Raw genomic sequence first — 23,289 nt, 5'->3', positions numbered from 1 at the left:
AACCTCAGTTGAATTATTAAAAAGCCCTTGCACTGCAAGGGCTTTTTAATTGGCGTATCTGGCTTACCCAGCGGGATGTGCAAAACAAACCCCGCGCTTGGCGGGGTTTGTTCGTTGTGTGGCCTGCTTAATTAAACCGTAGCAGGTTTATCAGTTTTGGCTGGCGGGGTTTCGGCTTCAATTCCCAGTGAACCGGCGAGGCTTGAGAGGGCATCTACCCGACTGTGGAAGGTCGGCAGGTCACTGTGGCGCTCAACGAAATTGGCTTCCCATTTATACTTGTGTGGCACTACCAGATACACCTGGCAACCACAGTCATTGGCGTCCAGCAACACGTTTTCGATGGCAAGGCCGGTGGTGGAGTCCATAAAGGGCACCCGGCAAAGATCCAGCACCAGGGTCTGAGCGTGTTTCACCGCAATGGATTCCCGTTGCAGCGTCTTGGCTACTCCGAAAATCATCGGGCCGCTGAGACTCAGTAGCAGTGTGTTGGATTTCTCATTAATGGCATCCAGCAGGCGCTTTTCGTTGGGGCGCATATCGGAGGCATCGCCGGAGTCGTTGATGGCGTTGATGTTGTGTTCCTGCAGCCTGGAGAGGCGATCGATAGTGATAAGGTTGGCGATAAACATGCCCACCCCCACAGCCACAATCAGATCCACAAACACTGTCAGTACCAGCACTGTGTACATAGTGAAGGCGGCGGAGCGTGACAGCTGGTGTGCGCGTTTCACGAACGCCCAATCGAGAATGTTAAGACCCACCTTGAAAGCGATGGCGGCCAGCACTGCCATGGGGATGTACTCCACTATGTCGGCGGCAGCGAAGAAGGCGATAAGCAGTGCAAAAACCCGCACCACACCAGACAGTGCGCTGGTGGCGCCTGACTGGATATTCACCACTGTGCCCATGGTGGAACCTGCGCCCGGCAGGCCGCCACACAGGCCCGAGGCAATATTGCCAATGCCCTGACCTATGAGTTCCTTGTCTGAGTCGTGCTCTTCACGGGTCAGACGGTCGGTGATCACGGCTGTGATAAGCGAATCAATACAACCAAGTGCCCCCAGCATCACGCCGCTGATCAGCATGTGAGTCAGCTCGCCGTAGGTGAAGGTGGGCATTACCAGTGAAGGCAGGCCAATGCTGAGTTCGCCGATACGGCGGATATCGTCAATATCGAAAAACAGTACCGAGGCCAAAGTACAGAACACCAGTGCCAGTAATTGTGGCGGCAGGCGCATGGGCAGTATTTTGGGCACAAAGTGCATCAGCGCCAGCGCCAAGAGGGCCAGCGTCAGTTCCGGCCATTTAATGTTGGCGCTGATTTCGGGCAGGGATTCAATCACCCCCACGGCGCCGCCGGTAATACCGGAAACACCCACCAGATTAGGCAGTTGCAGAATAATCAACAGTACACCAATGCCCGACATAAAGCCGGAAATCACGCTGTAGGGCATCAGGGTGATGTAGCGGCCAAACTTGAGTGAGCCCAGCAGAATTTGCATCAATCCGGCTATCATCACCACGGTGAAGGCCATGGCGAGACCCTTGTCCGGGTGCGCGGCGGTGAAACTGGCGATAACGGCGGTCATCACTACTGTCATAGGGCCAGTGGGCTCGGAAATCAGGGTACGGGTGCCACCAAAGAGGGCGGCAAACAGACCCACCAACAGGGCACCGTAGATGCCCGCCTGGGCACCTGCCCCAGAGGCTACGCCGAAGGCCAGCGCCAGTGGCAGTGACACAATGGCCGCGGTAACGCCACCCATCATGTCGTTGGCTCGGGACTTGGAATCAAAGGCATTCAAAATCGGCATCACTAGATCTCTGCGCTTGGGTATATGTGAATTCGGTCACGGATTTTATAGACATAGTAGGGCTTCGCCAACTGCCATTCCCGCTGGTCGTACGAGGTTGGCAGAACAATGAGATCTGACTGGCGAACACCCTTGGTATGTTGGTAAAAAACTGCCCCGCAAGCGGGGCAGTTATTACTGAAATTAACGGGCGCCCGGCTCGGCGAAGCGGGTCATCCAGTCTTTCACCTGGTTATACCAATAGATGGAGTTATTGGGTTTGAGGATCCAGTGGTTTTCATCGGGGAAGTAAATCATCCGCGACTCAATACCACGGGTCTGCAGGGTGCGGAACAGCTCAAAGCCCTGACCCACTGGCACCCGGTAGTCCAGCTGGCCGTGGATCACCAGTGTCGGCGTGTTGAACTTATCGGCATGGTAATGGGGCGAAATACTCTTGTAGATCTCGGGGTTTTCCCAGTAGCCGCCAAAACGGGTGCCATGCACGGCGAAGTCGGCCGACATTTGCGAGTACATGTTATACACGGCAGCGTGGATCAGCAGCGCCTTGAACGGGTGCTCGGTGCCCAGCAGCACCGAAGTCAGATAGCCGCCGTAACTGGCACCGCCGGCTACCATGCGCTCGGTGTCAATCCAGGGCTGCGCCTCAAAGTATTTGGTTGCGGCCTGAATATCGGCCAGTGGCTTGGTTCGCCAGTCCGGGTTAATGGCGTCGGCAAAGTCCTGACCAAAACCGCTGGAGCCATGGAAGTTTGGCCAGGCGGTCACATAGCCCCAGGAAGCGAAGGTCTGAGCATTCCAGCGGAAGCTGAAAGAGTCGCCTATGGCATTGTGTGGGCCGCCGTGGATAAGCAGGAATAAGGGGTATTTCTTGCTTTTGTCGAAACCGGCTGGGTAGTGCACCCACATCTGGATGTCGTTGCCGTCGGCACCTTTGTAGGTGACTGATTCAAAAGAGCCAAGTTCAGTGTCTGCCAGCAGCTGGTCGTTAAACGTGTCCAGACGGGTTGTGTCGCCGCTCCTGGTGTCGATGGCGACCAGGCGCGTTGGAAACATAAAACTGTCGTTGCCTGCGATAAGTGTGTGCTTACCTGCCACCGCCGGTGTGTCAAAGCTGGTGGCGCTGGTAATGGCTTTGTGATTACCGCTTTTGGCGTCGATATGGTAGATGCGGCGGGTTGCGGCATCATCCACGCTGGCATAAAAGCCCTTGCCATCGGCTGCCCATACAAAGCTGTTGATGGAGCGATCCCAGTTACCTGTCAGCTCACGGGTGCGTTTGCTGCCAAGGTCATAGACCATCAGCCGGGCAGTGTCAGCATAGAAGCCCGCTATTTTCTGGCGGCTGAACGCCAGGGATTTGCCATCGGGGCTGAAGCTTGGGTTGCCGTCGGGTGCATTATTGTCCGGGGTCAGGTTATCGGCGCTGTCGCCACCGATGCGGCCAAGGAAGATATCGATTTTAGGGTCGACCTGATTATCCGAACCGTTTGAATTAAAGGCGATGTATTTGCCTTTAGGGTCGATATCGTAGCTGGATGCGCTTTGGCTTGAGCGAGGCAGTTCGCGCCCCAAAGGCTGGGTGATGGCCGCAACCTCGCCGCCTGTGGCGGTAATACGGAACACATGGGCCTGACGGTCTTCTTCAATCCAGTGATCGAACTGGGAATAGGGCAGTGCGTTCCACTGACGGGCAGACAGCTTCTTGTCTTTATCTGCTTTGAGCTGGGCAGCCATGTCGTCCCAGCTTTTTTGCGGCCAGACGCGGCTGATAAAATACAGATGCTCGCCCACCCACTTGATGCCATAGACACCGGTTGGCACCTTGGTCAGTCGGCTTGCTTCACCGGGGCCTGTCATCGGCAGCAGGTAGATTTGACCTGTATCATCGTTATCGCGTTTGCTGACAAAGGCCAGTTGTTTGCTGTCCGGAGAGAATACCGGCTCGCTGGCACCCAGTCCTTCGGCGGTAATGGGAGTTTGCTTTTCGCCCTTGGCATCGAACAGCCACAGGCGGGTGTAACCCTTATCTTCTTTCACATCAAAGCGGGTTACAGGGGCAACAATCAATTTGCCGTCGGGCGATACCACGGGCGAGCCAACTCGCTCCATTTGCCACAGGCGTTCGACACTGAGACTCTTGTCTTCGCTTGCCATGATAAACAAAGGCAGTACACAGAGTGCCAGCAATAGAGAGAACTTTTTCATATCACAAGCTCCGGATTGCGGTGTCCAAAGGATAGTAAAATCCCGGCGATACCCGGCAATTCAGTCCCAATAGGAACTATGCCAGTTGCGGGAACATCTTCTTTGGCATGGTCGACCTCCCCCGTCGCCGCCCGCTGCCCTTTTATCATGGATTTTTATAAACCCGTGACAAAAGTGGCGATACCATACTTTACCCAAGTTAATATGTCACCAAATCAGTTGGGTTCTGCGCAGATCCGCTGATGTGTACGGGGTTCATGTGTGGTTGACTTTCAATCCGTCGCCGTTCACCCTGAACTGGCGTCTTACATTAACATGGCTGCATCATAATAATGGTTGGGAAACAATGGATAGTGTTACTGATATCTCTTGTATCAGTGACTGCGAACGGGGCTGATATCTGGCTGTTTCGTCATGCAGAGAAAGCCACAGGTGAGGATCCTTCACTGACATCCCAGGGGCATCTGCGGGCTCAGCGAATTGCCGATATTATTCTCTCAGCCCCTTCAACTAATGGCCAGCTGAGGCTCTTTACCACCGACTATCAGCGTACCCGACAGACCATAACGCCATTGGCTGAGGCAAGTGATAAAGAACTTGGGGTGTATCATCCAGCTCAACTGGAGGCGCTGGCGGCTGAGTTAAGGCTATTGCCGGGAACCCTGGTTGTTGCCGGGCACAGTAACACTACCCCCCGGTTGTTAAAGCTGCTGACGGGGTTGGAGCGCACGATTCCTGAAGACAGATTTGATCAGTTGTTTCACCTTATCCCGACTATCGATGGTTTCAAACTGGAGGAGTTATCTTCCAACTCTCCTTGATTTTCAAAATCTTACTTTTGCACGATTTTATCTTCCAATTGCTTGCGCTGTCTGGCGAGTTTGATAATTTTTAGTCCCTCCCACAGGGTAATCATGCCCCCCGCGGCAATTAGAGCATAACAGTGCAGCGGCTCTGTCAGAACCTTATGCAGTTCGGCGCCGTTGCCGAAGAGTCCATATATGCCCAGGCCAATCATGAGTGTGCCCGGGAAACCCAATACCTGAGTTAATACCATGTTGCGCTTGATTGCTGCGAGCTGTGCTTGTTCCTGAGGTGTCATAGGCCTGTGCCATTCACAATATTTGTTTTTAAGCTAGCAGCGGCTCTTCTGTCTGTCATCAGGCTTGTATGTTACGTCGCGCAATTGGCAAGCGATTTCAGCCGATTTGGCGCAGCAATTGCGGCTCGCCGCCCTCGGGGTACTTGTGCATGCAGGCCGTAAATGCGGGATGTCGCAGCCAACAGCCGAGCCAGCGTTTTAATTCGGGTAAGGGGGCGTTTTCAAACCAGTGGCTGTCTACGGCAGCGAACTGACGCACAAAGGGAAACAGGGCTATATCGGCCAAGCTGGGTTTGTCGCCAAGCAGCCAGTTTCGGTGGCCGAGTTGCTGCTCAAGCCGGTTTAGAAATTGACAATAGTGTTGGCGATAAAAGTGTTGGGGATGTTCGGGATGGCGATCAAAATACTTGTATTTATCCAGCCAGGGCTTAAAGCCGGTATCATGCTGATGGATCAGTTCCAGTGCCGCTTCCATCCTGTGGTTGAGTTGGTTTTTCATGTCTTGGTCTTGGGATTCAGCAATGGCCATGAGCATGATGTCCAGACTTTCGCAGAGTACTTCACCATTGGGTTTTATCAGCACAGGCACTGTGCCCTTGGGATTGGCTGCAAGTAAACCTGCTGGCTTGGCCTTGAGGCTGATTTCCTGCACAGCCACTGATTTTTTACAAAGGATCAGTGCCATGCGGGCACGCATGGCATAAGGGCAGCGGCGAAAACTGTACAGCAGTGCAGGTGAGGGGGGCATCAAATATTCTCAGGCTGAAGTTTGGGGCAAATTAGCATAGTCTTACGGCAAAAGCGGCATTAAACAGTCAGAAAGCCTATCAATCCGGCATGGTGTTATAAACAGCAGTGGCTTGAGATAGTTCTGCTGTTGCGGTGATATGGCTTTCTGGGAGAGGAGGTTTAAGGAGCCTGCGCCGTGTTGTTGATGGAGCTTTGCTGGTGATATGAGCGGGGTTCAGTGACCAGTGGCCAGTGACAGGTTTACTGAAGAAACAAAACAGAGGGCAGTATGGCTTGTGATAATTGCAGCTCATCTATATTTATGCAAAAAATCGGTCGCTGTGGCCGCTGTATTACAATGCTCAGTATTTTATGCCTGATTGGTTGGCCCGGTTGGTATTGGCTGTTTGTTGATAAACCCTATGAAGTTGAATCCATTGCGCTGCTGTTTTTTTGTGTTGCCTGGACAGCGCTGCTTGCGTTGCATTTATCTGTGTGGCTCTGGCGTTTGCTGTCCGGTGGCGAATAAAACTTATCTAAAACCGCGGCCAGATGGTACCATTGGCGATTGAATTCAGGTGGTTAAAATCGTTATCAGTGGCCTGAAAAAGGAGTTCCGAGTGCGCTGTTCAATGGTGGCAATCTTGCTGTTGATTTCAGGGAGCAGTCTTGAACCTGCTCCAGCCAATGCACAGGTATACAGATGTATCGGCGGCGAAGGCCAAACCCGCTTTCAGGATGACATTTGCAGATCTGGAGAGCAGGAACAAAAAATATATCCCGGTGAACGTCGAAAATTAGCGAAACAACGCCATGTTGCTTCAGAACCTTTGCCTCCCGGTGCTGCAGAAAGGGTGAGTCGTGATGGTTTACTTGGCGTTTGGTGTGCATATGGTCTGAGCAAAGACGGTGAACACATCTACCAAGAAGACGACCCCGGTGTCTGGAATTTCCGTGATTACCGGCAATTGTCTTATACGGTGAAATCTGCCTTCCAACTCGGTCAGGAGATGTTCACTGAATATAAGCTCGATGGGATTAGGATTAATACCACGAACAAGTTAGTGGGGGATTGGGAAGTGGTTGAGTTCAATGGAAGTACCATGACTCTGGCAAATGACCACGGTTTCCAATATCTGCGCAAGGGCGTATGTTTTTAAGTTCGGCAAAGCAGTAAAAAGGCGCCCCGTGGGGCGCTTTATTATTTGCCACTATCAGTGGCGACACCACTGCCTTTCACAGGGGATGCCATCATTGTCCCCATCCATCTCGGTTCCGGGACAGTTTTCAATATAAAAGGTTGCTTCTTCGCAGGAGCGCATCTGGTTGCAATGAGTCTTGCCTTCACAGCGGAAACCGGTGATTTGTTTGACTGGAAAAGCTTCGTTGGTGCTGGCAGGCAATTCATAACCGGGCGTGCTTGACTGCAGGTTGTGGAACAGGGGATAGATGTTGGGCATGACAAAGACAATGAGCCCAAGAATACCGACTAATTTCAACAAACTCCCTGGGGTAAAACGACTCTGCGATAGTTGCTTTTGGCGTTGGGGTGGGGTTTTGACAGGTACGCCTTCGATACGCGCCAGGCCTGCTCTGGGTTTGCCATCGGCAGACATGTCGATTTGAAATAAAATGATGTCGCCTGCCTGTGGCGGTCTTGCCATGTGTTTTAAAGAGGAGATATGAATAAAAACGTCATCAGCGTTGGCCCGCTCCGGTGTGATAAAACCAAAACCCCGCTCCGCGTTCCATCTGCTTAATATTCCCCGCTGCACTGTATCCCCCTGATTTCCGGTATCGCACAGGGATGAAACCATCTAAGCGGTTACACTTCATCCATGAACTGATATGGGTAAACTTCCTGTGTAGTGATTGAGTTATATCAACTCGGATAATGTGCGACATTAATGGGAAATAATATTACTGACAAGTGGTTATGTCGGTAATCTCATTCGGAATGATCAAGCGTTGTGACTGAAAACTTGAGTGGTCAGATGAGTTTGTCCATAATCAGAACACCATGATTCAGGGACTGATTATGTACCGCCTACATCGCCTGCAAGGGCATATACAGACCATATATCTTGCTGAGCATCCGCAGGGATTGGTGCTATTGGATGGTTGCTGCCGTGCCGACGTGGACGAGGTGTGCCGCTTTATCCGGGAGGAGCTCAGGCGTTCACTGTTCGAGCTTAAGCTGGTGGTGGTGACCCACATGCACCCTGATCATGCAGGTGGAGCGGCAAGGCTTAAGCTTAAAACAGGCGCTGAGATAGTCGCTGCCGACGTGCCGGGTCAATGGTATCGGGGGCTGGATGGTATTGCCATGCATCTTACCGATATGGCGCTTGCAGCCTGGGTTGCAAAACGCATGGGTAAGCCTCTCAAGTGGTTCTGGTACAGCCGCAAGCTGCAGGCCGACATTCTGCTTGGCGATGACAGTCGATTGCCGGGGTTCCCCGAGTGGCGCGTATTTCACTGTCCCGGGCATACCGACCGTGACTTGGCATTGCTGCACGAAGAAGAGGGCAGTATGTATGTGGCCGATCTCTTGGTAAAGGTTAAAGGCCGCTATGTTCCTCCTTTTCCCCTGTTTTATCCCAACCGCTACAAAAGCTCGCTGATGAAACTTAAATGCCTCTCACCAGCACGGGTATTGCTGGCCCATGGCGGCGAAGTCAGTCTGGAAGAGATTGACCTTGACCGGGTGCTTGCTGAGGCTCCCTCCATACCCATGACTCATTGGCGTTCAGTCAAAAGCAAACTGAATCAGATTTTGGGTCGAACCTGAGCTTGTACCTGGCTGTCGATGGCTGCAATATGACGGCTAATTCCGCCGTTATTGGATCTATTGTGAACAAGTCAGATTTGGCCGAGGGTTTACCAACTGGTGCTATTAATACCGGTACCCGGCAGTTGTGCTCACCGTTCTCTCAAGCCGAATGGCGCGCCATCAATATTGCTGCGCAGGGGTTGTTGTCGCCGCCTGTGGATGTCCCTGCCTGTATAAGCCAACTTGGTTATGTGCAGATAGATTCAATTCAGGTGGCAGCCAGGGCGCATCAACACATATTACATAGCCGTATGCCCGACTATGTGCCCAATGCCTTGGAGCAGGCACTGGCCGACAAGAGTATCTTTGAATATTGGTCCCATGCGGCTTCGTTTCTGCCAATGGCGGATTATCGATTCAGTTTGCCCCGAAAACTGACGCTAAAAAACGGTGGACGACATTGGTTCGAGAAAGACAGCCGGGAAATGCAGATGGTGCGCGATCGTATTTGCGCTGACGGCCCCCTGAAAGCGTCTGACTTTGAACATAAAGGTCATACATCCGGCCCATGGTGGGACTGGAAGCCAGCCAAAAAAGCATTGGAACAATTGTTTATGGAAGGCGAACTGATGGTGGTGCGCCGTGATGGTTTTCAAAAGGTTTTTGATCTTACCGAGCGGGTGCTGCCTGTTGGTGTAGATCAATCCGTGCCCACGGAAGATGAGTATGCCCGTTATCTGATTGGTCGCTTTCTGGATGCTCAGGGCCACGGCAGTCTGAAAGAAATGACTTATCTTCGCAGTGGTCTCAAGGCTACTGTGACGACTGCGCTCAATTCTATGGTTGAAGCGGGCGAGCTCGGCTGCTTTAAACAGCATGCGGAGCTCAGATATTTTCGACCGGGATTGCAACCACAAACTATGCCGGACAAGGTATGGCTGCTCAATCCCTTTGATAATCTGCTTATCCAGCGTGCGCGCCTCAAGCAATGGTTTGATTTTGATTATCAAATTGAGGTCTATGTGCCTGAGTCCAAACGCCGTTTTGGGTATTACTGCCTGGGTATATTGTGGCAGGACAGTTTTATCGGTCGGGTGGATGTGAAAGCCGATCGGGAGAAGGGGATGCTTAGGCTTAAACATCTGACGCTGGAGCCCGCTGCTCTGGCCGCAGACGGCAGTCTTAAGCCATTTTTAGACCCGCTGATGGAAGCCGTCGGAGCATTTTGCCGCTTTAATGGCTTGAAACGCTGGAAGCTTGAAGCCGCCAGCGATGTAAGACTCAAGCGCCATTTTTCGCGCCAGGTGTGGATTTAGCGCTTGCAAGGCATTCACCTTTGCAGCCTGTTGGCTGCACTGGCATTATGTATGCCGATTCTGTTTGTCCCTGCATGGAGCCTCCCCTTGAACTGGATGCAATTTACCCTGTCACTGCTGGATATTGTGATTTGGCCTTCTGTCGTCGTTGGTTTGTGTCTGCTGTTGCGCAACCCCCTGATACGGCTGTTGCCCCTGGCTAAAAAGCTGAAATACAAAGACTTTGAGATGGAATTTGGCGAAGAGCTTAAGGCGGCCAACCGTGAGGCGCGTCAGGCGTTTCCGGAATTGGTTTCTGATAAGAAAGCTCAGTTGATCGCTTCGGTGGAAAACTTGCCCAATTCAGCGATTTTGAATGCCTGGAACGAGGTGGAAGATGAAGCCGGGGCCTTGCTAAAAAGCCAGAATCCTGCGTTGGAACTGAATACTGAAACCCCCTATAAGCATATGGGGGAGCTGTTGGTGATGGGGGGACATCTCGATATCGCCAAGGGTAAGTTATTCACTGAGCTTCGCAGGCTTCGCAATAAAGTGGCTCACGCCAAAGACTTTCAGGTGGGGCGAGCTGAGGCTATCCAATATGTGGAGTTGTGTTTTCAGCTTAAGGGGCATCTGGGGCGCGGCATATGAGTGGAATATATCCAAACTATCTCCGTTTTTTCGGTGTCACCGGCCTTATTTGCAATCTGGTCTAAAAGGTTCTGAACGTCCCTATGAGCGTTAAAATAGCAGTGACCGCCGATGGTTCCCACACCCTGGTTAACAGTGAACTTGATGAGAGTTATCACGTCTTTAAAGGGGCCTTGACCGAGTCTGTTTATGTGTATATCGACGCTGGCCTGAAGGCGTTGCTAGCCCATATTCCACAGGGAAGTCACATCCGTGTTCTCGAAGTCGGTTTTGGCACGGGGTTAAATGTGCTCTTAACTGCGCAAATGGCCAAGGCTGCCGGGATTAAGGTCAGCCTCACTACACTTGAGCCCTTCCCCATCGGCAATGAAATAGTTGAGCAGCTTAATTACGCCGAGTGTCTGGCAAGGCTTGAGAATTTTGGCTGTCAGGATGAACTGGAGGCTTGCCTGAAAGCGCTGCATCAGGCCCCGTGGAATGCCACCACTGACGTTGCAGGGCTGCAGCTCACCAAAATTCGCAGCAAGCTTGAGCTGCAAAATTTTGCGTCAGGCAGTTTTGACCTGGTGTATTTCGATGCCTTTGCCCCTAAGAAACAACCCGAGTTGTGGGCAGACGATAACTTCAGGCGATTGTATCAGGCATTGGCCATTCAGGGACTATTGGTGTCCTATTGTGCCAATGGGCAGTTTAAGCGTGATCTAAAAGCTGCCGGTTTTGCGGTGGAAAGTTACCCGGGACCCATGGGGCGACGCCATATGACCCGGGCCTGGAAGGGATTGTCGTTTAAGTAACTAAAGCCAAACAGGGTGGTGATTATTGATTCTGAGCCAGTAACATGGTCTCGAACTGTTCGCTGGTCACCGCTTTGCTGTATAAAAATCCCTGTGCAAAATCACAACCTTCCGCACGAATGAAATCTTCCTGAAAGGCATTTTCAACGCCTTCCGCAATCACAGATAACTTGAGCTTGTGAGCCATGGCAATAATGGCGCGGGTTAATTCTCTGTTTGGTTCATTAAACTCAAGTTGGCTGATGAAGCTGCGATCGATTTTCAGGGTGTCGAATGGATACTTTTGCAGGTAACTCAATGATGAATAGCCGGTACCAAAATCATCCAACGATATCCCCACCCCCAGCTGTCTGAGTTGCGCAAGGCTGCTTTTGGCATGGTGTTCGTCCTGTAACAGAATACCTTCAGTAATTTCAAGTTCCAGGCTTTGCGGCGGGATTTGGTACATCTTCAGCAAGTCTTCAATGTGCTCCACAAAGTGACGTTCTCTGAATTGCAGCGGCGAAATGTTAATAGCAACTTTAAAAGGTTGTTCGGTCAGTGAGTGCCAGCGGGCAGCCTGCTTCATGGATTGATGCAACACATAATTGCCAATTTCAATTATTTGGCCATTGCTTTCAGCCAATGGAATAAAGCGATCGGGGCCGACATTTCCAAGCTCTGGGCTGTGCCAGCGTAAGAGTGACTCGGCACCGATAATTTTTCCGCCCTGACGTAAACACATCAGTGGTTGAAAGTAGACTTTCAGTTCATCGAGACGCAGGGCATCAAGCAGGTGCGACTCCAGCAGCAGCCGTTCATTGGCTGCTTTTTGGGTTTCAATGCCAAAGAAAGAAACTTCTGCGCCGTCTTTTTTGCTGATGCTCATGGCGGCACTGGCTCGTTGCAACAGACTGACCGCATCGGTAGCGTCGCTGGGGGCAATGGCTACGCCCAAATTTGTTTTTACCGTAATACTGTTGTCGTTAACGCTGAAGGGAATAGCACAATCATGCAGGATGCGCTCTATCACTTTTTCTGCTTCATCGGGGTTTCGTTCATGTTTGGCAACAAGGACAAATTCACACCCCGCGATACGTGACAAAATCCATTCATCGGGCAATTTCGCTGTCAGACGTTGAGCGAGGTTGATTAGAATTTGATCTCCGACCAAATAGCCATAACTGTCGTTGACTGATTTAAAATTTCTCAGGCCAAAGTAAATCAGGGTCACTTGCTCGCTGCCTTTCAGCTTGGGCAACATTTGTTGCAGCCGTTCGGTCAGGGTGGCACGGTTTGGCAGGTGGGTCAGGGCATCAAAACTGCGGTGAAACGCCAAATGGCCTTCAGCGGCTGTGCGTTGTTCAATTTCTTTCAGCAGTCGGGCACTGAGTTCAGCCAGGCTTTTGGTTCGTTCTTGTACTTTGGCTTCCAGTTCCAGGTTAAGCGCCTGTACTTCTGCCTTGTGAAACAGCACTTGCAGGTGTCCTTCTATGGCTGACTGGAATCTGGCGAGTAAAGAATAAGTGCGTTCGCTGAAATGACGCTCCTGGTTGTCGAGAATACAAATGGTGCCGAAAGGAGTGTTGTTTGGCCAGTAAAGTGGCAGGCCACAGTAGCAAATCATGCCAAGTTTGATATCCGGGTTTTTATCCCAGCTCGGGTCTTTAAGTGCATTGGGAATGACCAGGGGTTTACGCTCACGGATCACGGTTTCACAATAGAGGCCGTGACCCAAAGCTTCACGAGCGTGGGGTAAATATGGATTGCCGCGGGAGCGACTGGTCGAAAAAACTTCGATGTCGTTTTTGTGGACTCGCATTATCAGCGCGGCCGGGCACTCAGTGATATCAGCCACCAAATCCACTATTTCCTGCCAGCCATCAACCATGGGGCTTGGGACTGAAATTGTACTAGTGTCTATTTGTGCCATGTATGTCATTCCGTTGGGGTACAGTTTCGGCAACCAATCCCGTGAAGCTTCTACTGTGGTACTTATTGTAAATTGTTGAACCTTGCATTTCGGCAATGCCCAGCTTCCAGTCTAGCTTATCTTCGCCTGATACTAATCCCTTATTAAATCAGTAAGACATTTAATTGGCCAGTGTGACGAAAAGTACCATTGCAGCGCAGGTTGATATCAGTGATGCAAGGACAAATTGACGTTCGGCTCTAATGGTAACAATCTGAATAAGCGAGATTTGCATTATAAGAAGCCCTATCTGCAACCAACAATGCTCACCGTGATGCAGCCAGAACTGAAACAGCAGTAACCCCAGCAATAAAGGTTGTCCCAGCAGTGTTGCCCGGCATATTTTGCTTTGGGGAAGGGATAGGAGGAATTCGCGTTTTGCAGAGAGAAAACGGTTCAGTGGCAACTGCCAGGATGCAGCAATTACCGCTAATAAACTCACTGTCAGAGTTTGCACTTCACCACTGAACTGGGCGACCTGAGTTTGTACCAGATGTCCGGCTGCCACTATCATCAGTGCAAGAGTCAGTCGAAGGACCAGTCCATGTAATTCTTGCCTGATGACTGATTGCGCAATATAGCTGGATACCGGCAATGGCAAGTGAGATAACAGCCGCTGTAAGCGGTTGAACAACGTCCTTATTGGCAACTTTTGACATAAAAGTAACATCAGCAGCAAAGTTATCATTCCCTGCTCCGATAGCAGCCAGGTTGCCATCGGTTGTGACAAGGGAAGCAGGCTCAGCAGAAAAATCAACGATAAATAGACAAGGGAGGGGGCCGGAGCGAAAAGGCCGCTCCATTGGATCCCCAACAGCAGCACAGGCAAAAGCCATTGAGCCCCCATCAGCGGCCAATTTGTTGGAGAGGTACTGAGCAAAATGAAAAGCGGTGGCCAAAGCAAAGGGTTGACCAAGGTTGCAAGCAGCATACTGACTTTGTGGTCTGCCTGATGCCCCGGCACAGAGATTAGTAGTAATCGAGCCTTTGACCCCAGGATAGCGTCACGCATCAGCCCTATCAGCAGCAGTTGTAACAGGATCAAATGTAATAATATGGGCAATCGTGATGGTGACGGTTGAGTGGCATCCAGCAGAATGCCGAAATTGAGCAGGATTAGAAAAAACACGGCAGGCAGTGCGGTGCCCATTATTGCAACCACAAACAGACCGCTCTGATTTACTGCCGCTAACGCGGCGGATATGGGGTGGCGTAAAAGTGCCAGACGCATTTGCCAGTACGTCATTAGCCGGCCTTGACCTGATTTAAATGCATGGGTTGATAGTTGTGTTTGATAAACGCTTCTCCCTCATGGCTGCTGGCTATGATTAGCCCCGGATAGCTGTCAGCCAGTTGCCAGAACACTTCTCTGGTTCGGGTATCCATTGCCGAATGTGCTTCATCCAGCAGCAAAATCTCACTTGGGCGTGAGAGTGCCATGATTAACTTCAGTTTTTGCAGGTTACCGCTGGACAGGTGGTCTATCCGGCACCCCATCTGCGGCACAAAATCCAGTGCAAGCGTCAATTCACGGATACGTGATGTCATATCTGCCTGGGAGGATTGCCATTGTCTTTCCCAAAACTTCAGTAACTTACCAGCACTTATAAAGTCAGGCAGCTCCATCAGTGAGCTGCAGAATGCAACTTGGAGAGTGGGGGTTGTCATGGGAGTGCCACGCCACAGAATTTGGCCACTGGCTGGCTGGTAGAGTCCGGCAATAATAGCCATCAGGCTGGTCTTTCCGCACCCATTAGGGCCGAGCAGCAAGTGGCGGGGACCGACGAACGAGATGGAAAGATTCCTGAAAAGAAAAGAGGTGCCGAAATCAAAATTGATCCGCTCGAGAGTCAGCATGGAAAGCCTGGTGTTCTAAGTGATAAGTAGAAAGTAATGTTAAAGAAAAATAACTCATCGGAGTAGGGCTTTCTCAACACCAGTTGCTTTTTGAGTCAATCTCCGCTGCAGTAGCAATTACGGCCGCCGTGCTTGGCGCGGTAGAGCCTGGCATCGGCCAGATTGAGCAGCGACTCAAGGTGGCTGTCGGCCTCGTTAAGGCTGGCTATGCCAATACTGGTGGTAAAGCCAAGGTTTCCCTTGGCCGTTTCAATCCGTTGTTGTGTTACCCCGTCCAGAACTTTGGCGGCAATCGACTCGGCACCGGTTTTGTCGATGTCCGGTAGCAGCAGGGTGAACTCTTCGCCGCCAAAGCGGCCAATCAGGGCATCTTTGCCCACCACGGTTTCCAGGGTGCGACAGAAGCACTTCAGTACTTCATCACCTATCGCATGGCCGTAACTGTCATTAATTGACTTAAAGTGATCCAAGTCCATAGCCAGCAAACTGAGGGAGTGCCCGCTTTGTTTGCTGCTATCGAAGGCAGCCTGCCCCCGGGTGATAAAGAAGCGTCGGTTGGCAACCCCGGTTAGGGGATCGGTTTGTGCCAGCCGCCTGAGTTCCTTTTCCATTTGCTTGCGGGCAGATATGTCGGTAAAGGCCTGAGTCAGCACCAGGCGGCCGCCGTGGTTGAAGGTGCTGCAGGCCAGCTCCGCGGCAAAGGGAGCGTTTCTGGGCGAGCACATGCTGACATCGAAGCGGCTTTCGCAGGCACTGTCATTGCAGCTGAAACACTGGCCTATTGCGCTCAGGTACTGCTTACGAAAGGCTGGTTCAATAAAGGCATCGCAGCGCTGACCCAGCAGTTCGTTGGTTGCCATGCCCAAATGGGCTGAAGCGTAACTGTTGACCATGATGACATTAAAAGTGTTGTCTATCAGCATGATGCCTATGGGAGCGCCGTTAATCAGTTCCTGCAATTGTTTACCGGAGCGTTGAGACTCCTCCAGCGCCGCGTTCTTCAGGCGCTCCACCACTTTGCGCATCGTGATGTCACGAAACACCACCAACACCTGCATGTTTTTCAGTGGGGAAAAACGGGTTTCGATAAAAATTTGCTCATTACCTAGGGTCAATTGGCATTCGTGCCGTTCGGGGCGGTTATTCTTGCGACAGCTGAGCAAATAACTTCTGAAGCTGTGTTGGCCTTTCAACAGGGCGATATCGTCGATACACTTGAATTTGTCTGCGGCGCTGAATAGGCCATCCAGTTGTTGGCCAAGGCGTATATCGCGGATCACCTCAAATTCATCGACCCAGATGCAGGTATCGGGTAGTGCATCGAGCAGGCTGTTGAGGGTGTCGTTCCGTTCGTTCAGCTCCTGTGAACTGATGTCCAGCGAGTGTCCGAGAATGGCTTCATCGCAGCTGAAGTTGTTATAGGAGTCATTCACTGAATTGACAAAGGCAGCCAGTTCCTCTGACTCGGGTAAGCCATCGGGAAAATAGCGTCTGAGCTGGCGTTTAAGCAGTCGGTGCATCGTCCAGGCGCTCCGACAGGCTGGTGACCGTCATAGTTTGGTTGTGCAGCTCGGCGCAGTCGCCTATTTCAAAAGGGGCTATTTCGCCGTAGGAGTAGTAACCGCATACCATCACATCCTCGCCGAGCACGGTGGTGACTTCATCAATTTCTTCATCGGTGAGTTGGCGCAGCAGCAAACGACGGCCGATACAGCTCACCAAGATGACCAATTCAACCCCTTGTTTACAGCCCTGCTGGCAGGCTATCGCTGCCTGATTGGCACCGTCAATCAGGCACTCGGCATTAGCGCGCATAAGGCGTGCGCTTGCTCCCTTGGGAATGTCACCGGCAAATACCACGCTGCCATCCTGTTCGTTGATGGAAAGTAAGGTGCGAACGACAGTGGTGCTTCTGCCGTCCTCCATGATTTCGAGGGGATAGCGCAGCCCCGCCGCAGGCAGTTCGCCTGCCAGCTCCCCCAGATAGCGGCGGTAAACGGTAAGGGCACTTTCATGATCCAACTCTTTAAGCACATTGGCTTCGGCATCGGTTACCTTGCGGATGGGGCCAAAGGGGATCCAGCCACCACGGGAGCCGTAGCTGACCGTAAGATGACTGCCATAAAAGCCGATGGCCACCACCTGATGGGTGGCCAGTTTATCGTTGGCCAGGGTGTAGGTTTTATTGAAGCGGGCACCGTCACCAGCCAGGCCGCCGGTAACCGGAATGCCGGGATGCACTGCTACAAGTTCACGGGTCAGTTCGCTGCCATTTACAGTCATGCCATCACTGATGACCATGATGTACTGTAGCCCTTCATCGTTGAGAGCATCGGCAAGGCACCTGCCAGCGGCTCTTGAGTCTTCTCGGTGAGAAACCTGGGTGGAAGCCAGTTTTATCTGCGACTGCTCGAAAGCGACTATAGTCGCCACCAGCATATCATCGGTGGCTCCCTTGTTGCTGATTTCACCGGCCGTGGTACAACCGGCAAATTGCGCCAGTGGTAATTGCGTCCTGAGCATCTGCACCGGAGCAATTGAATTCGGCAAGTCGCCAAATATCAGCACCAGGGTGTTGTCCTGGTTGAAGCCGGTCAGGTCACATGGGCTCCATGCCTCACCATCCCAATGAGTCTGAACGGATTTCATCAATTGCCCCGCATAATGTGCACTTTCTTTTAGTCTAGAACAGCATTGCAGCTTGGCGAGAAAAGCTGTGCACATCCGAGGTTGCGGGGCGGAAAAATCAGCGCTGTGGTTGAGCTCTCATGCCAGAAATTTCCTGCCTCAGCTCAGCGATACTGACCTTCATGCTGCGCGCCTTCTGCTCCAGATGACTGGCGCGCTTCGTCAGCGCCTGTCGTTCTTCTTTTATCCAGCGCAGCAGGGTTTTACCGGCAATGCCCAGCTCCCTGGCAACTTCCGATGGCATTCTGCCCCTTCGAGGACAGCGTTGGTGGCTTCCTGGCGAGTCAGGTGTGGCATGGCATACATCATCACAACCCTGTCCTCCGGTAGCGGGTCTCCCGACCCAGTTCCCATTGGCTGACGCCGACCGAATTAATATTGTGCCATTCACCTTTCAGGTGGTTAACGAGCTTGGTCAAATACTTCATGGTGAGCTCCTTATCTAAATACCTGATTATAGGTATGAAAATAAGGTGCCAACTTTAAATATTATTTAATTACAGTTGGTTATGATTTTTATTGCGTTGGTTGAGAAACGCCTTTGCTTTGCGACTGAGCAAGATGCACCAATTGGGGGCGCGCAAAGTTTAAGCTGTTGGCTAAGGTGCACGCATATCCCTTGAGCAAACGGCAGTTGTTCAGTTGTTTGTCATCTTGGCATCTATATACTGGCCGCAACATAACAATGAGGTAGATAGATGAACAAGTTCAATGTGATTGGCCTGAGCGCCGTTATCGCGATGGCGACGCTGACAAGCGGTTGTTCCACCGTGAACCCTTACACCAACGAACAGCAAACTGCCAACGCCACCACAGGCGCTATCATTGGGGCCGTAGCCGGTGCTGCCGTGGGCGTTGCCTCATCCAGCAAGAGCGACCGTGGCAAGGGTGCTTTGATTGGCGCAGCGTCTGGTGCTGCTGTAGGAGGCGGTATCGGCTACTACATGGATGTGCAGGAAGCCAAGCTGCGTCAGCAACTGCAATCGACTGGGGTAAGCGTCACCCGCAGCGGTGACACCATCATTCTGAACATGCCTAACGAAGTGACCTTCGCGGTGGATAAAACTGATCTGAGCCCCCGTGCCATGCAGGTGCTGGACTCAGTGGCGCTGGTGGCTAAAGAATACGATAAAACCCGACTGAACGTATTGGGTTATACCGACTCAAGCGGCGCCGAGAGCTACAACCTGCGCCTGTCTCAGGTGCGTGCCTCTGAAGTGGGTAACTATCTGCTGGCCAAGGGGTTGAAGGCCAACCGCGTATCCACTCAGGGTATGGGTGAAGCCAGCCCCATCGCTTCCAACGCCACTGCCGAAGGCCGGGCGCAGAACCGCCGGGTTGAAATCGTACTGACGCCGCTTGGCTGATGCAAATCGGGTAAATATAAGGAGGCAAGGCCTCCTTTTTTATGCTCAATTGCTGGGCATTTTCGAGCCGCTCTTGCTGAGTTTAAAGATGTATCTGGGGAGATGTTTAAGGTACAAGGATGGTTGATTTGGGCGAGCCAAAGCCAGTGAGCGGAATATGGCTATCAGAACCCGCCGATAACCCTACTTTTTATTTACGGACTTGCAACTTACGGTATAAGTCTTTTTAATGAGAAACATCCTCCCGTATGGAGTTCGGCAAGAATGAGTGATCCCCGTGGTGTAGCACTGGCAGTAGACCGCCTTGGAGAAGACGTAAGGCTTTTGTCTATGGAATATACTAAAGGACTGCTGAGATTGTCTCTGGATATAGAAGGTAACGCATGCACACTCAGCTTTGACAAGGTGCTGGGCGTTCGTATGTTGGATGAAGGGGACTTGATGGAGTTTTGGGCAGAGTTCAGTCTCTCAAACGGATGGATATTTCAACTGTCTGAAGGGGGGTGGCTTGAGCTGGAGTCACAGCGCAGTGGATTTATGGCCAGTAACCACCTTGCACCCAGAGAGTTTTTGGTGGTTACCCGGCATGAATGTGTCTCAATCTTATGTACCCAAAACCAGCCTGATATTGTCTGGCAGTCTGATACCCCTCAATAAATCAACAGATTCAGGGCATCAGTATCGCGGTAGCTAAGCCTAAAAAGGCAAATAAACCAATTACATCTGTAACAGTAGTGAGTACCATGCCTCCGGCAAGAGCTGGGTCTATTTTCAGTTTTTTCAGCATCAGGGGAATACTGGCTCCGGCGAGTCCTGCCACTGTCATATTGACCAGCATAGCGCCACCAATCAGTGCACCCAACCGTATATCATCCTTCCACAGCCATACGGCAATACTGACCAATAGTGCCCATAACAGACCATTCAAAAAGCCGATGGCCAGCTCCTTGCCAATCAGCCAGCGGGAGTTGCTCTGACCAATATGTCCAAGGGCTATACCCCGGATCACCAGAGCGAGGGTTTGATTGCCGGCTACTCCGCCCATGCTGGGCACTATGGTCATCAAAATGGCGATGGTGGCAAATTGCTCCAGCGTAGATTCAAACATATTACTGACTGATGCGGCCAGAAGCGCGGCGAACAGGTTAACCGTGAGCCACAGCGAGCGGCGGGCACTGCTTTTGAGTACCGGGCCGAAGGTGTCTTCGTCATCGTCCATCCCCGCCATCCCCATCATCGAGTGTTCGGCGTCTTCACGAATGACGTCCACCACGTCATCAATAGTAATACGCCCCAGCAGCTTGCCGTCTGAGTCGACCACAGGAGCAGAGACCCAGTCGTGACGCTCAAACAGGGCAGCAGCTTCGCTATCCGACATGCTGACCGGAATACCATCAATGCTCTCCTTTATTAACTCTCTGACGGGAGTTGCCGGGTCGCAGGTGAGTAGCGAGGCGAGGGTGACACCACCCATGAGCACGTCCTGTTTGTCGACCACATACAACATATCGGTGGCCTCCGGCAGGGAGCCTCGCAGGCGCAGGTAACGCAGGATCACATCCACATTCACATCAGGGCGAATCGTGACTGTGTCAGTATTCATGATTGCGCCGGCAGTTTCTTCTGGGTATGAGAGAGCCTGCTCGGCACGCAGACGGTCCTGGCTGGACATTGATTGCAGTACCTGCCGGTATAGGCTGTCTGGCAGCGAACGCAATATGTAGGCCAGATCATCGGTATCCAAGCCAGCGGCGGCGCGGGCGAGCCGCTCAGGGCTCATCTGGCGGATGAATTTATCTTTTATCTCTTCGCCGAGCTCTTCGAGCACTTCCCCGGCAAGTTCGGGGTCAATAAGCTGCCACAGTACCTGGCGGGTGCGGGGCGTGGAGGATTCAAGCACCAGTGCAATGTCGGATGCGGCCATGTTGAGCAGCATCTGACGCACATGCACAAACATGCCGCTGCCAAGCGCTTCGTTGAGCTGGCTCAGTCTGAGTTCGGTCTGCTCGTTGTCCAGAAGTTCCAATGGCATTGCATGTTCCCGGAAAAGTTAATTGGCTTAATGTTAGCAAATATAAAGAGATAGACGAATAGTCGTCTTGCAGGAACGAGGTGAAGATCCGTTGGTACGCTTGGGGGCGGCGACTCAGGTGCAGCAGAAATTATGTGCTATGTACAGGGGGCTGCTGTTGTTCAGCAATCTTCGTCAAAGCGGGCATTGATAAGATTGCAGACGGCCGCCATTGCCTGCTCAGCATCTTCGCCTTCAGCAATAATATGGATGGTTTTCCCCATGCCGGACTCCAGCATCAGCAGCCCCAGCACACTGGCGGCAGACGCCTTTTTTTCACCCTGAACCAGAGTCAGGCTTGCTTTGAACTCAGAGGCCAGTACCGCCAATTTGGTGGCGGCGCGGGCATGCAGGCCAAGCTTGTTAACTATGGTGACATCACGCTCAAGCTTTGGCATTGAGTTCCCTGTGGCGAGCCTCGACCTTATGGTGCGAGCTGGAAAAACGTTTGGCTAATTGGTCGGCAATATAAACAGAGCGATGCTGGCCGCCGGTACAACCTATGGCAATGGTCAGGTAACTGCGGTTGTTGCGCTCTAGATGTGGCAACCAGGTTTCCAGTAAGTTCTCAATTTGCCATATAAATTTATTGACCAGGACCTGTCTCTCAAGAAACTGCTTCACCGGCTCGTCCAATCCTGTAAGTGGGCGAAGTTCCGGCTCCCAATGTGGGTTGGGGAGGAATCTGGCATCAAACATAAAGTCTGCCTCTGTGGGCATACCGTATTTAAAGCCAAAGGATTCGAAAATGATCACTAATTCTTTGTCGGTACGGCCAAGCAGAATTTGCCTGACAGCATCCGCCAGTTCATAGACGTTCAGATTGGAGGTGTCTATGTAATGATCCACAAGCTCGGACACAGGCTTAAGGAGCTTCCCTTCAAGCTTGATAGCCTCCTGCAAAGACACTTTGCTGCGCGACAGTGGATGCAAGCGCCGGGTTTCGCTGTAACGCTTCAGCAGCACTTTGTCGCTGGAGCTGAGGAAGAAGCTGGTGAGCTCAACGCTTTCAGGCAGCTTGGCAAGCTCTTGTTCCAGCGCTTTTTCCTGTTCGGGCATATTGCGAATGTCGATGCTGATGGCAACCTTGTCACTGTTGCCCTTTAGCTGCTCCAGCAGTGGCCCCATCAGCGTGAGCGGCAGGTTGTCGACACAATAATACCCCAGGTCTTCCAGTACCCGCAGGGCTACGGATTTTCCTGAGCCGGAGCGGCCGGATACGATAACGAGTTTCATCCTGTGATTACCTGGTAGAGTTCCTTTTCATCATGGCTTTTGCGCAGTTGTTTCAGTACTTGCTTATCATTAAGCTTTTCGGCCATGGCTGCCAGGGTACTCAAATGCTGCTGGCATTGATCCGATGGCACCAACAGCGCGAACAGAATGTCCACCGGCTGTTTGTCTATGGCATCGTAGCCAATGGCTTCTTCGCATTTTATGAGTACGGCGAGAGGTTTATCGATATTACCCAGGCGACCATGGGGAATGGCAATGCCATTACCAATACCTGTACTACCCATCTTTTCACGGGCCAGCAGGCTTTCAAAGATCTCTTGGGACGAGAGGGAAGGGTACTGGGCTGCGGCGAGATCGCTAATCAGTTCCAGTACCTTTTTCTTGCTGCCCGGAGTGGCACAGCTAGTGCACTCCGGCGCCAGGATGGTACTTAGTTCCATCGTTAATGCTTGGTCAGTTTCTCTTTGTGTTTAATTACCTGACGGTCCAGTTTATCTATCAGGGCGTCAATGGCGGCGTACATGTCTGCATGTTCTGAGGTGGCGAACACTTCACCACCGTTGAGGTGAAGCTTAGCTTCTGCGATTTGCTGCAATTTCTGAACATTAAGAACAACGTGCACATTATTGATCTGTTCGAAATGGCGTTCAAGCTTGGAGAACTTGCTCTCAACGTAGTTTCGCAATGAGTCGGTGATTTCGATGTGATGCCCTGTAAGGTTAATTTGCATAAACACTTTCCTCCAATGAC

The 23,289-nt window shown here is 51.8% G+C and carries 25 protein-coding genes; 9 read left to right on the top strand and 16 right to left on the bottom strand.

The features are described from left to right. Positions 1-131: 131 nt before the first annotated feature. Together ABYK60_RS02485 and ABYK60_RS02480 are read right to left on the bottom strand one after the other, a co-directional pair. Positions 132-1,817, bottom strand: coding sequence for a SulP family inorganic anion transporter (locus ABYK60_RS02485; RefSeq protein WP_372870340.1), 1,686 nt, complete (start codon positions 1,815-1,817; stop codon positions 132-134). 183 nt (positions 1,818-2,000) lie between these two features. Next, positions 2,001-4,025 carry a prolyl oligopeptidase family serine peptidase gene (locus tag ABYK60_RS02480; RefSeq protein ID WP_372870339.1) on the bottom strand — a complete coding sequence of 675 codons (2,025 nt, stop codon included), beginning with the start codon at positions 4,023-4,025 and terminating at the stop codon, positions 2,001-2,003. A gap of 353 nt (positions 4,026-4,378) precedes the next feature. On the opposite strand from ABYK60_RS02480, the gene ABYK60_RS02475 reads away from it, so the two are divergent. After that, positions 4,379-4,846, top strand: coding sequence for a phosphohistidine phosphatase (locus ABYK60_RS02475; RefSeq protein ID WP_372870338.1), 468 nt, complete (start codon positions 4,379-4,381; stop codon positions 4,844-4,846). Between the two features lie 11 nt (positions 4,847-4,857). On the opposite strand, the gene ABYK60_RS02470 is transcribed toward ABYK60_RS02475, so the two are convergent. Both ABYK60_RS02470 and ABYK60_RS02465 read right to left on the bottom strand, forming a co-directional pair. Beyond that, a complete protein-coding gene (locus ABYK60_RS02470; protein WP_372870337.1) occupies positions 4,858-5,127 on the bottom strand; it encodes a hypothetical protein in 270 nt (89 codons plus the stop codon). Positions 5,128-5,224: 97 nt separating this feature from the next. After that, a complete protein-coding gene (locus ABYK60_RS02465; protein ID WP_372870336.1) occupies positions 5,225-5,875 on the bottom strand; it encodes a glutathione S-transferase in 651 nt (216 codons plus the stop codon). A gap of 270 nt (positions 5,876-6,145) precedes the next feature. Between ABYK60_RS02465 and ABYK60_RS02460 the strand changes: the two genes are divergently transcribed. Together ABYK60_RS02460 and ABYK60_RS02455 are read left to right on the top strand one after the other, a co-directional pair. Next, positions 6,146-6,385: a DUF3624 domain-containing protein gene (locus ABYK60_RS02460; RefSeq protein WP_372870335.1), complete on the top strand. Its 240-nt coding sequence runs from the start codon at positions 6,146-6,148 to the stop codon at positions 6,383-6,385. A gap of 49 nt (positions 6,386-6,434) precedes the next feature. Beyond that, on the top strand, positions 6,435-7,016 hold the full coding sequence (locus tag ABYK60_RS02455) for a DUF4124 domain-containing protein (protein WP_372870334.1): 582 nt from the start codon (positions 6,435-6,437) through the stop codon (positions 7,014-7,016). A 54-nt stretch (positions 7,017-7,070) separates the two neighbouring features. Here the strand turns inward: ABYK60_RS02455 and ABYK60_RS02450 are convergent, their stop codons facing one another. Beyond that, entirely contained in the window at positions 7,071-7,673 is a 603-nt protein-coding gene (locus ABYK60_RS02450) for an excalibur calcium-binding domain-containing protein (RefSeq protein WP_372870333.1), read from the bottom strand. Between the two features lie 221 nt (positions 7,674-7,894). Between ABYK60_RS02450 and ABYK60_RS02445 the strand changes: the two genes are divergently transcribed. The 4 genes from ABYK60_RS02445 to mnmD all read left to right on the top strand — a co-directional run bounded on the left by ABYK60_RS02445 (position 7,895) and on the right by mnmD (position 11,369). Continuing rightward, the gene (locus ABYK60_RS02445) at positions 7,895-8,647 is read left to right on the top strand and encodes an MBL fold metallo-hydrolase (protein ID WP_372870332.1); all 753 of its coding nucleotides are present in this window, start codon (positions 7,895-7,897) and stop codon (positions 8,645-8,647) included. Between the two features lie 125 nt (positions 8,648-8,772). Continuing rightward, entirely contained in the window at positions 8,773-9,945 is a 1,173-nt protein-coding gene (locus ABYK60_RS02440; protein WP_372870388.1) for a winged helix-turn-helix domain-containing protein, read from the top strand. Positions 9,946-10,041: 96 nt separating this feature from the next. Continuing rightward, positions 10,042-10,575, top strand: coding sequence for a hypothetical protein (locus ABYK60_RS02435; RefSeq protein WP_372870387.1), 534 nt, complete (start codon positions 10,042-10,044; stop codon positions 10,573-10,575). An 83-nt stretch (positions 10,576-10,658) separates the two neighbouring features. Continuing rightward, positions 10,659-11,369: a tRNA (5-methylaminomethyl-2-thiouridine)(34)-methyltransferase MnmD gene (mnmD, locus tag ABYK60_RS02430; protein WP_372870331.1), complete on the top strand. Its 711-nt coding sequence runs from the start codon at positions 10,659-10,661 to the stop codon at positions 11,367-11,369. Between the two features lie 22 nt (positions 11,370-11,391). Here the strand turns inward: mnmD and ABYK60_RS02425 are convergent, their stop codons facing one another. The 6 genes from ABYK60_RS02425 to ABYK60_RS02400 all read right to left on the bottom strand — a co-directional run bounded on the left by ABYK60_RS02425 (position 11,392) and on the right by ABYK60_RS02400 (position 18,109). Next, complete coding sequence (locus ABYK60_RS02425; RefSeq protein ID WP_372870330.1) at positions 11,392-13,281, bottom strand: EAL domain-containing protein; 1,890 nt, start codon at positions 13,279-13,281, stop codon at positions 11,392-11,394. A 160-nt stretch (positions 13,282-13,441) separates the two neighbouring features. After that, a complete protein-coding gene (locus tag ABYK60_RS02420) occupies positions 13,442-14,566 on the bottom strand; it encodes a DUF6136 family protein (protein ID WP_372870329.1) in 1,125 nt (374 codons plus the stop codon). Continuing rightward, positions 14,566-15,177, bottom strand: a complete 612-nt coding sequence (locus ABYK60_RS02415) for an ATP-binding cassette domain-containing protein (RefSeq protein ID WP_372870328.1) — start codon at positions 15,175-15,177, stop codon at positions 14,566-14,568. The genes ABYK60_RS02420 and ABYK60_RS02415 overlap by 1 nt, the downstream gene beginning before the upstream one ends. Positions 15,178-15,272: 95 nt before the next feature. After that, on the bottom strand, positions 15,273-16,697 hold the full coding sequence (locus ABYK60_RS02410) for a diguanylate cyclase (protein WP_372870327.1): 1,425 nt from the start codon (positions 16,695-16,697) through the stop codon (positions 15,273-15,275). Beyond that, positions 16,681-17,826, bottom strand: a complete 1,146-nt coding sequence (locus ABYK60_RS02405; RefSeq protein ID WP_372870326.1) for an FIST signal transduction protein — start codon at positions 17,824-17,826, stop codon at positions 16,681-16,683. Before ABYK60_RS02405 ends, ABYK60_RS02410 begins: the two co-directional genes overlap by 17 nt. 97 nt (positions 17,827-17,923) lie before the next feature. Then, entirely contained in the window at positions 17,924-18,109 is a 186-nt protein-coding gene (locus tag ABYK60_RS02400) for a transposase (RefSeq protein ID WP_372870325.1), read from the bottom strand. A gap of 454 nt (positions 18,110-18,563) precedes the next feature. Between ABYK60_RS02400 and ABYK60_RS02395 the strand changes: the two genes are divergently transcribed. Beyond that, entirely contained in the window at positions 18,564-19,232 is a 669-nt protein-coding gene (locus ABYK60_RS02395) for an OmpA family protein (RefSeq protein WP_372870324.1), read from the top strand. Between the two features lie 264 nt (positions 19,233-19,496). Further along, positions 19,497-19,889: a hypothetical protein gene (locus ABYK60_RS02390; RefSeq protein ID WP_372870323.1), complete on the top strand. Its 393-nt coding sequence runs from the start codon at positions 19,497-19,499 to the stop codon at positions 19,887-19,889. A gap of 10 nt (positions 19,890-19,899) precedes the next feature. On the opposite strand, the gene mgtE is transcribed toward ABYK60_RS02390, so the two are convergent. From mgtE to hpf, 5 genes are all read right to left on the bottom strand, one after another. Beyond that, entirely contained in the window at positions 19,900-21,264 is a 1,365-nt protein-coding gene (gene mgtE / locus ABYK60_RS02385) for a magnesium transporter (RefSeq protein ID WP_372870322.1), read from the bottom strand. 161 nt (positions 21,265-21,425) lie between these two features. Next, complete coding sequence (locus ABYK60_RS02380; RefSeq protein ID WP_372870321.1) at positions 21,426-21,701, bottom strand: HPr family phosphocarrier protein; 276 nt, start codon at positions 21,699-21,701, stop codon at positions 21,426-21,428. Continuing rightward, positions 21,688-22,539, bottom strand: coding sequence for an RNase adapter RapZ (gene rapZ / locus ABYK60_RS02375; protein WP_372870320.1), 852 nt, complete (start codon positions 22,537-22,539; stop codon positions 21,688-21,690). Before rapZ ends, ABYK60_RS02380 begins: the two co-directional genes overlap by 14 nt. Continuing rightward, on the bottom strand, positions 22,536-22,979 hold the full coding sequence (gene ptsN, locus ABYK60_RS02370) for a PTS IIA-like nitrogen regulatory protein PtsN (RefSeq protein ID WP_372870319.1): 444 nt from the start codon (positions 22,977-22,979) through the stop codon (positions 22,536-22,538). Before ptsN ends, rapZ begins: the two co-directional genes overlap by 4 nt. A gap of 2 nt (positions 22,980-22,981) precedes the next feature. Next, positions 22,982-23,269 carry a ribosome hibernation promoting factor gene (gene hpf / locus ABYK60_RS02365; protein WP_372870318.1) on the bottom strand — a complete coding sequence of 96 codons (288 nt, stop codon included), beginning with the start codon at positions 23,267-23,269 and terminating at the stop codon, positions 22,982-22,984. Positions 23,270-23,289 lie beyond the last annotated feature (20 nt).

This window comes from Shewanella sp., from assembly GCF_041630135.1.
Taxonomy (GTDB): domain Bacteria; phylum Pseudomonadota; class Gammaproteobacteria; order Enterobacterales; family Shewanellaceae; genus Shewanella.
This window is presented reverse-complemented; position numbering and strand designations above follow the sequence as displayed.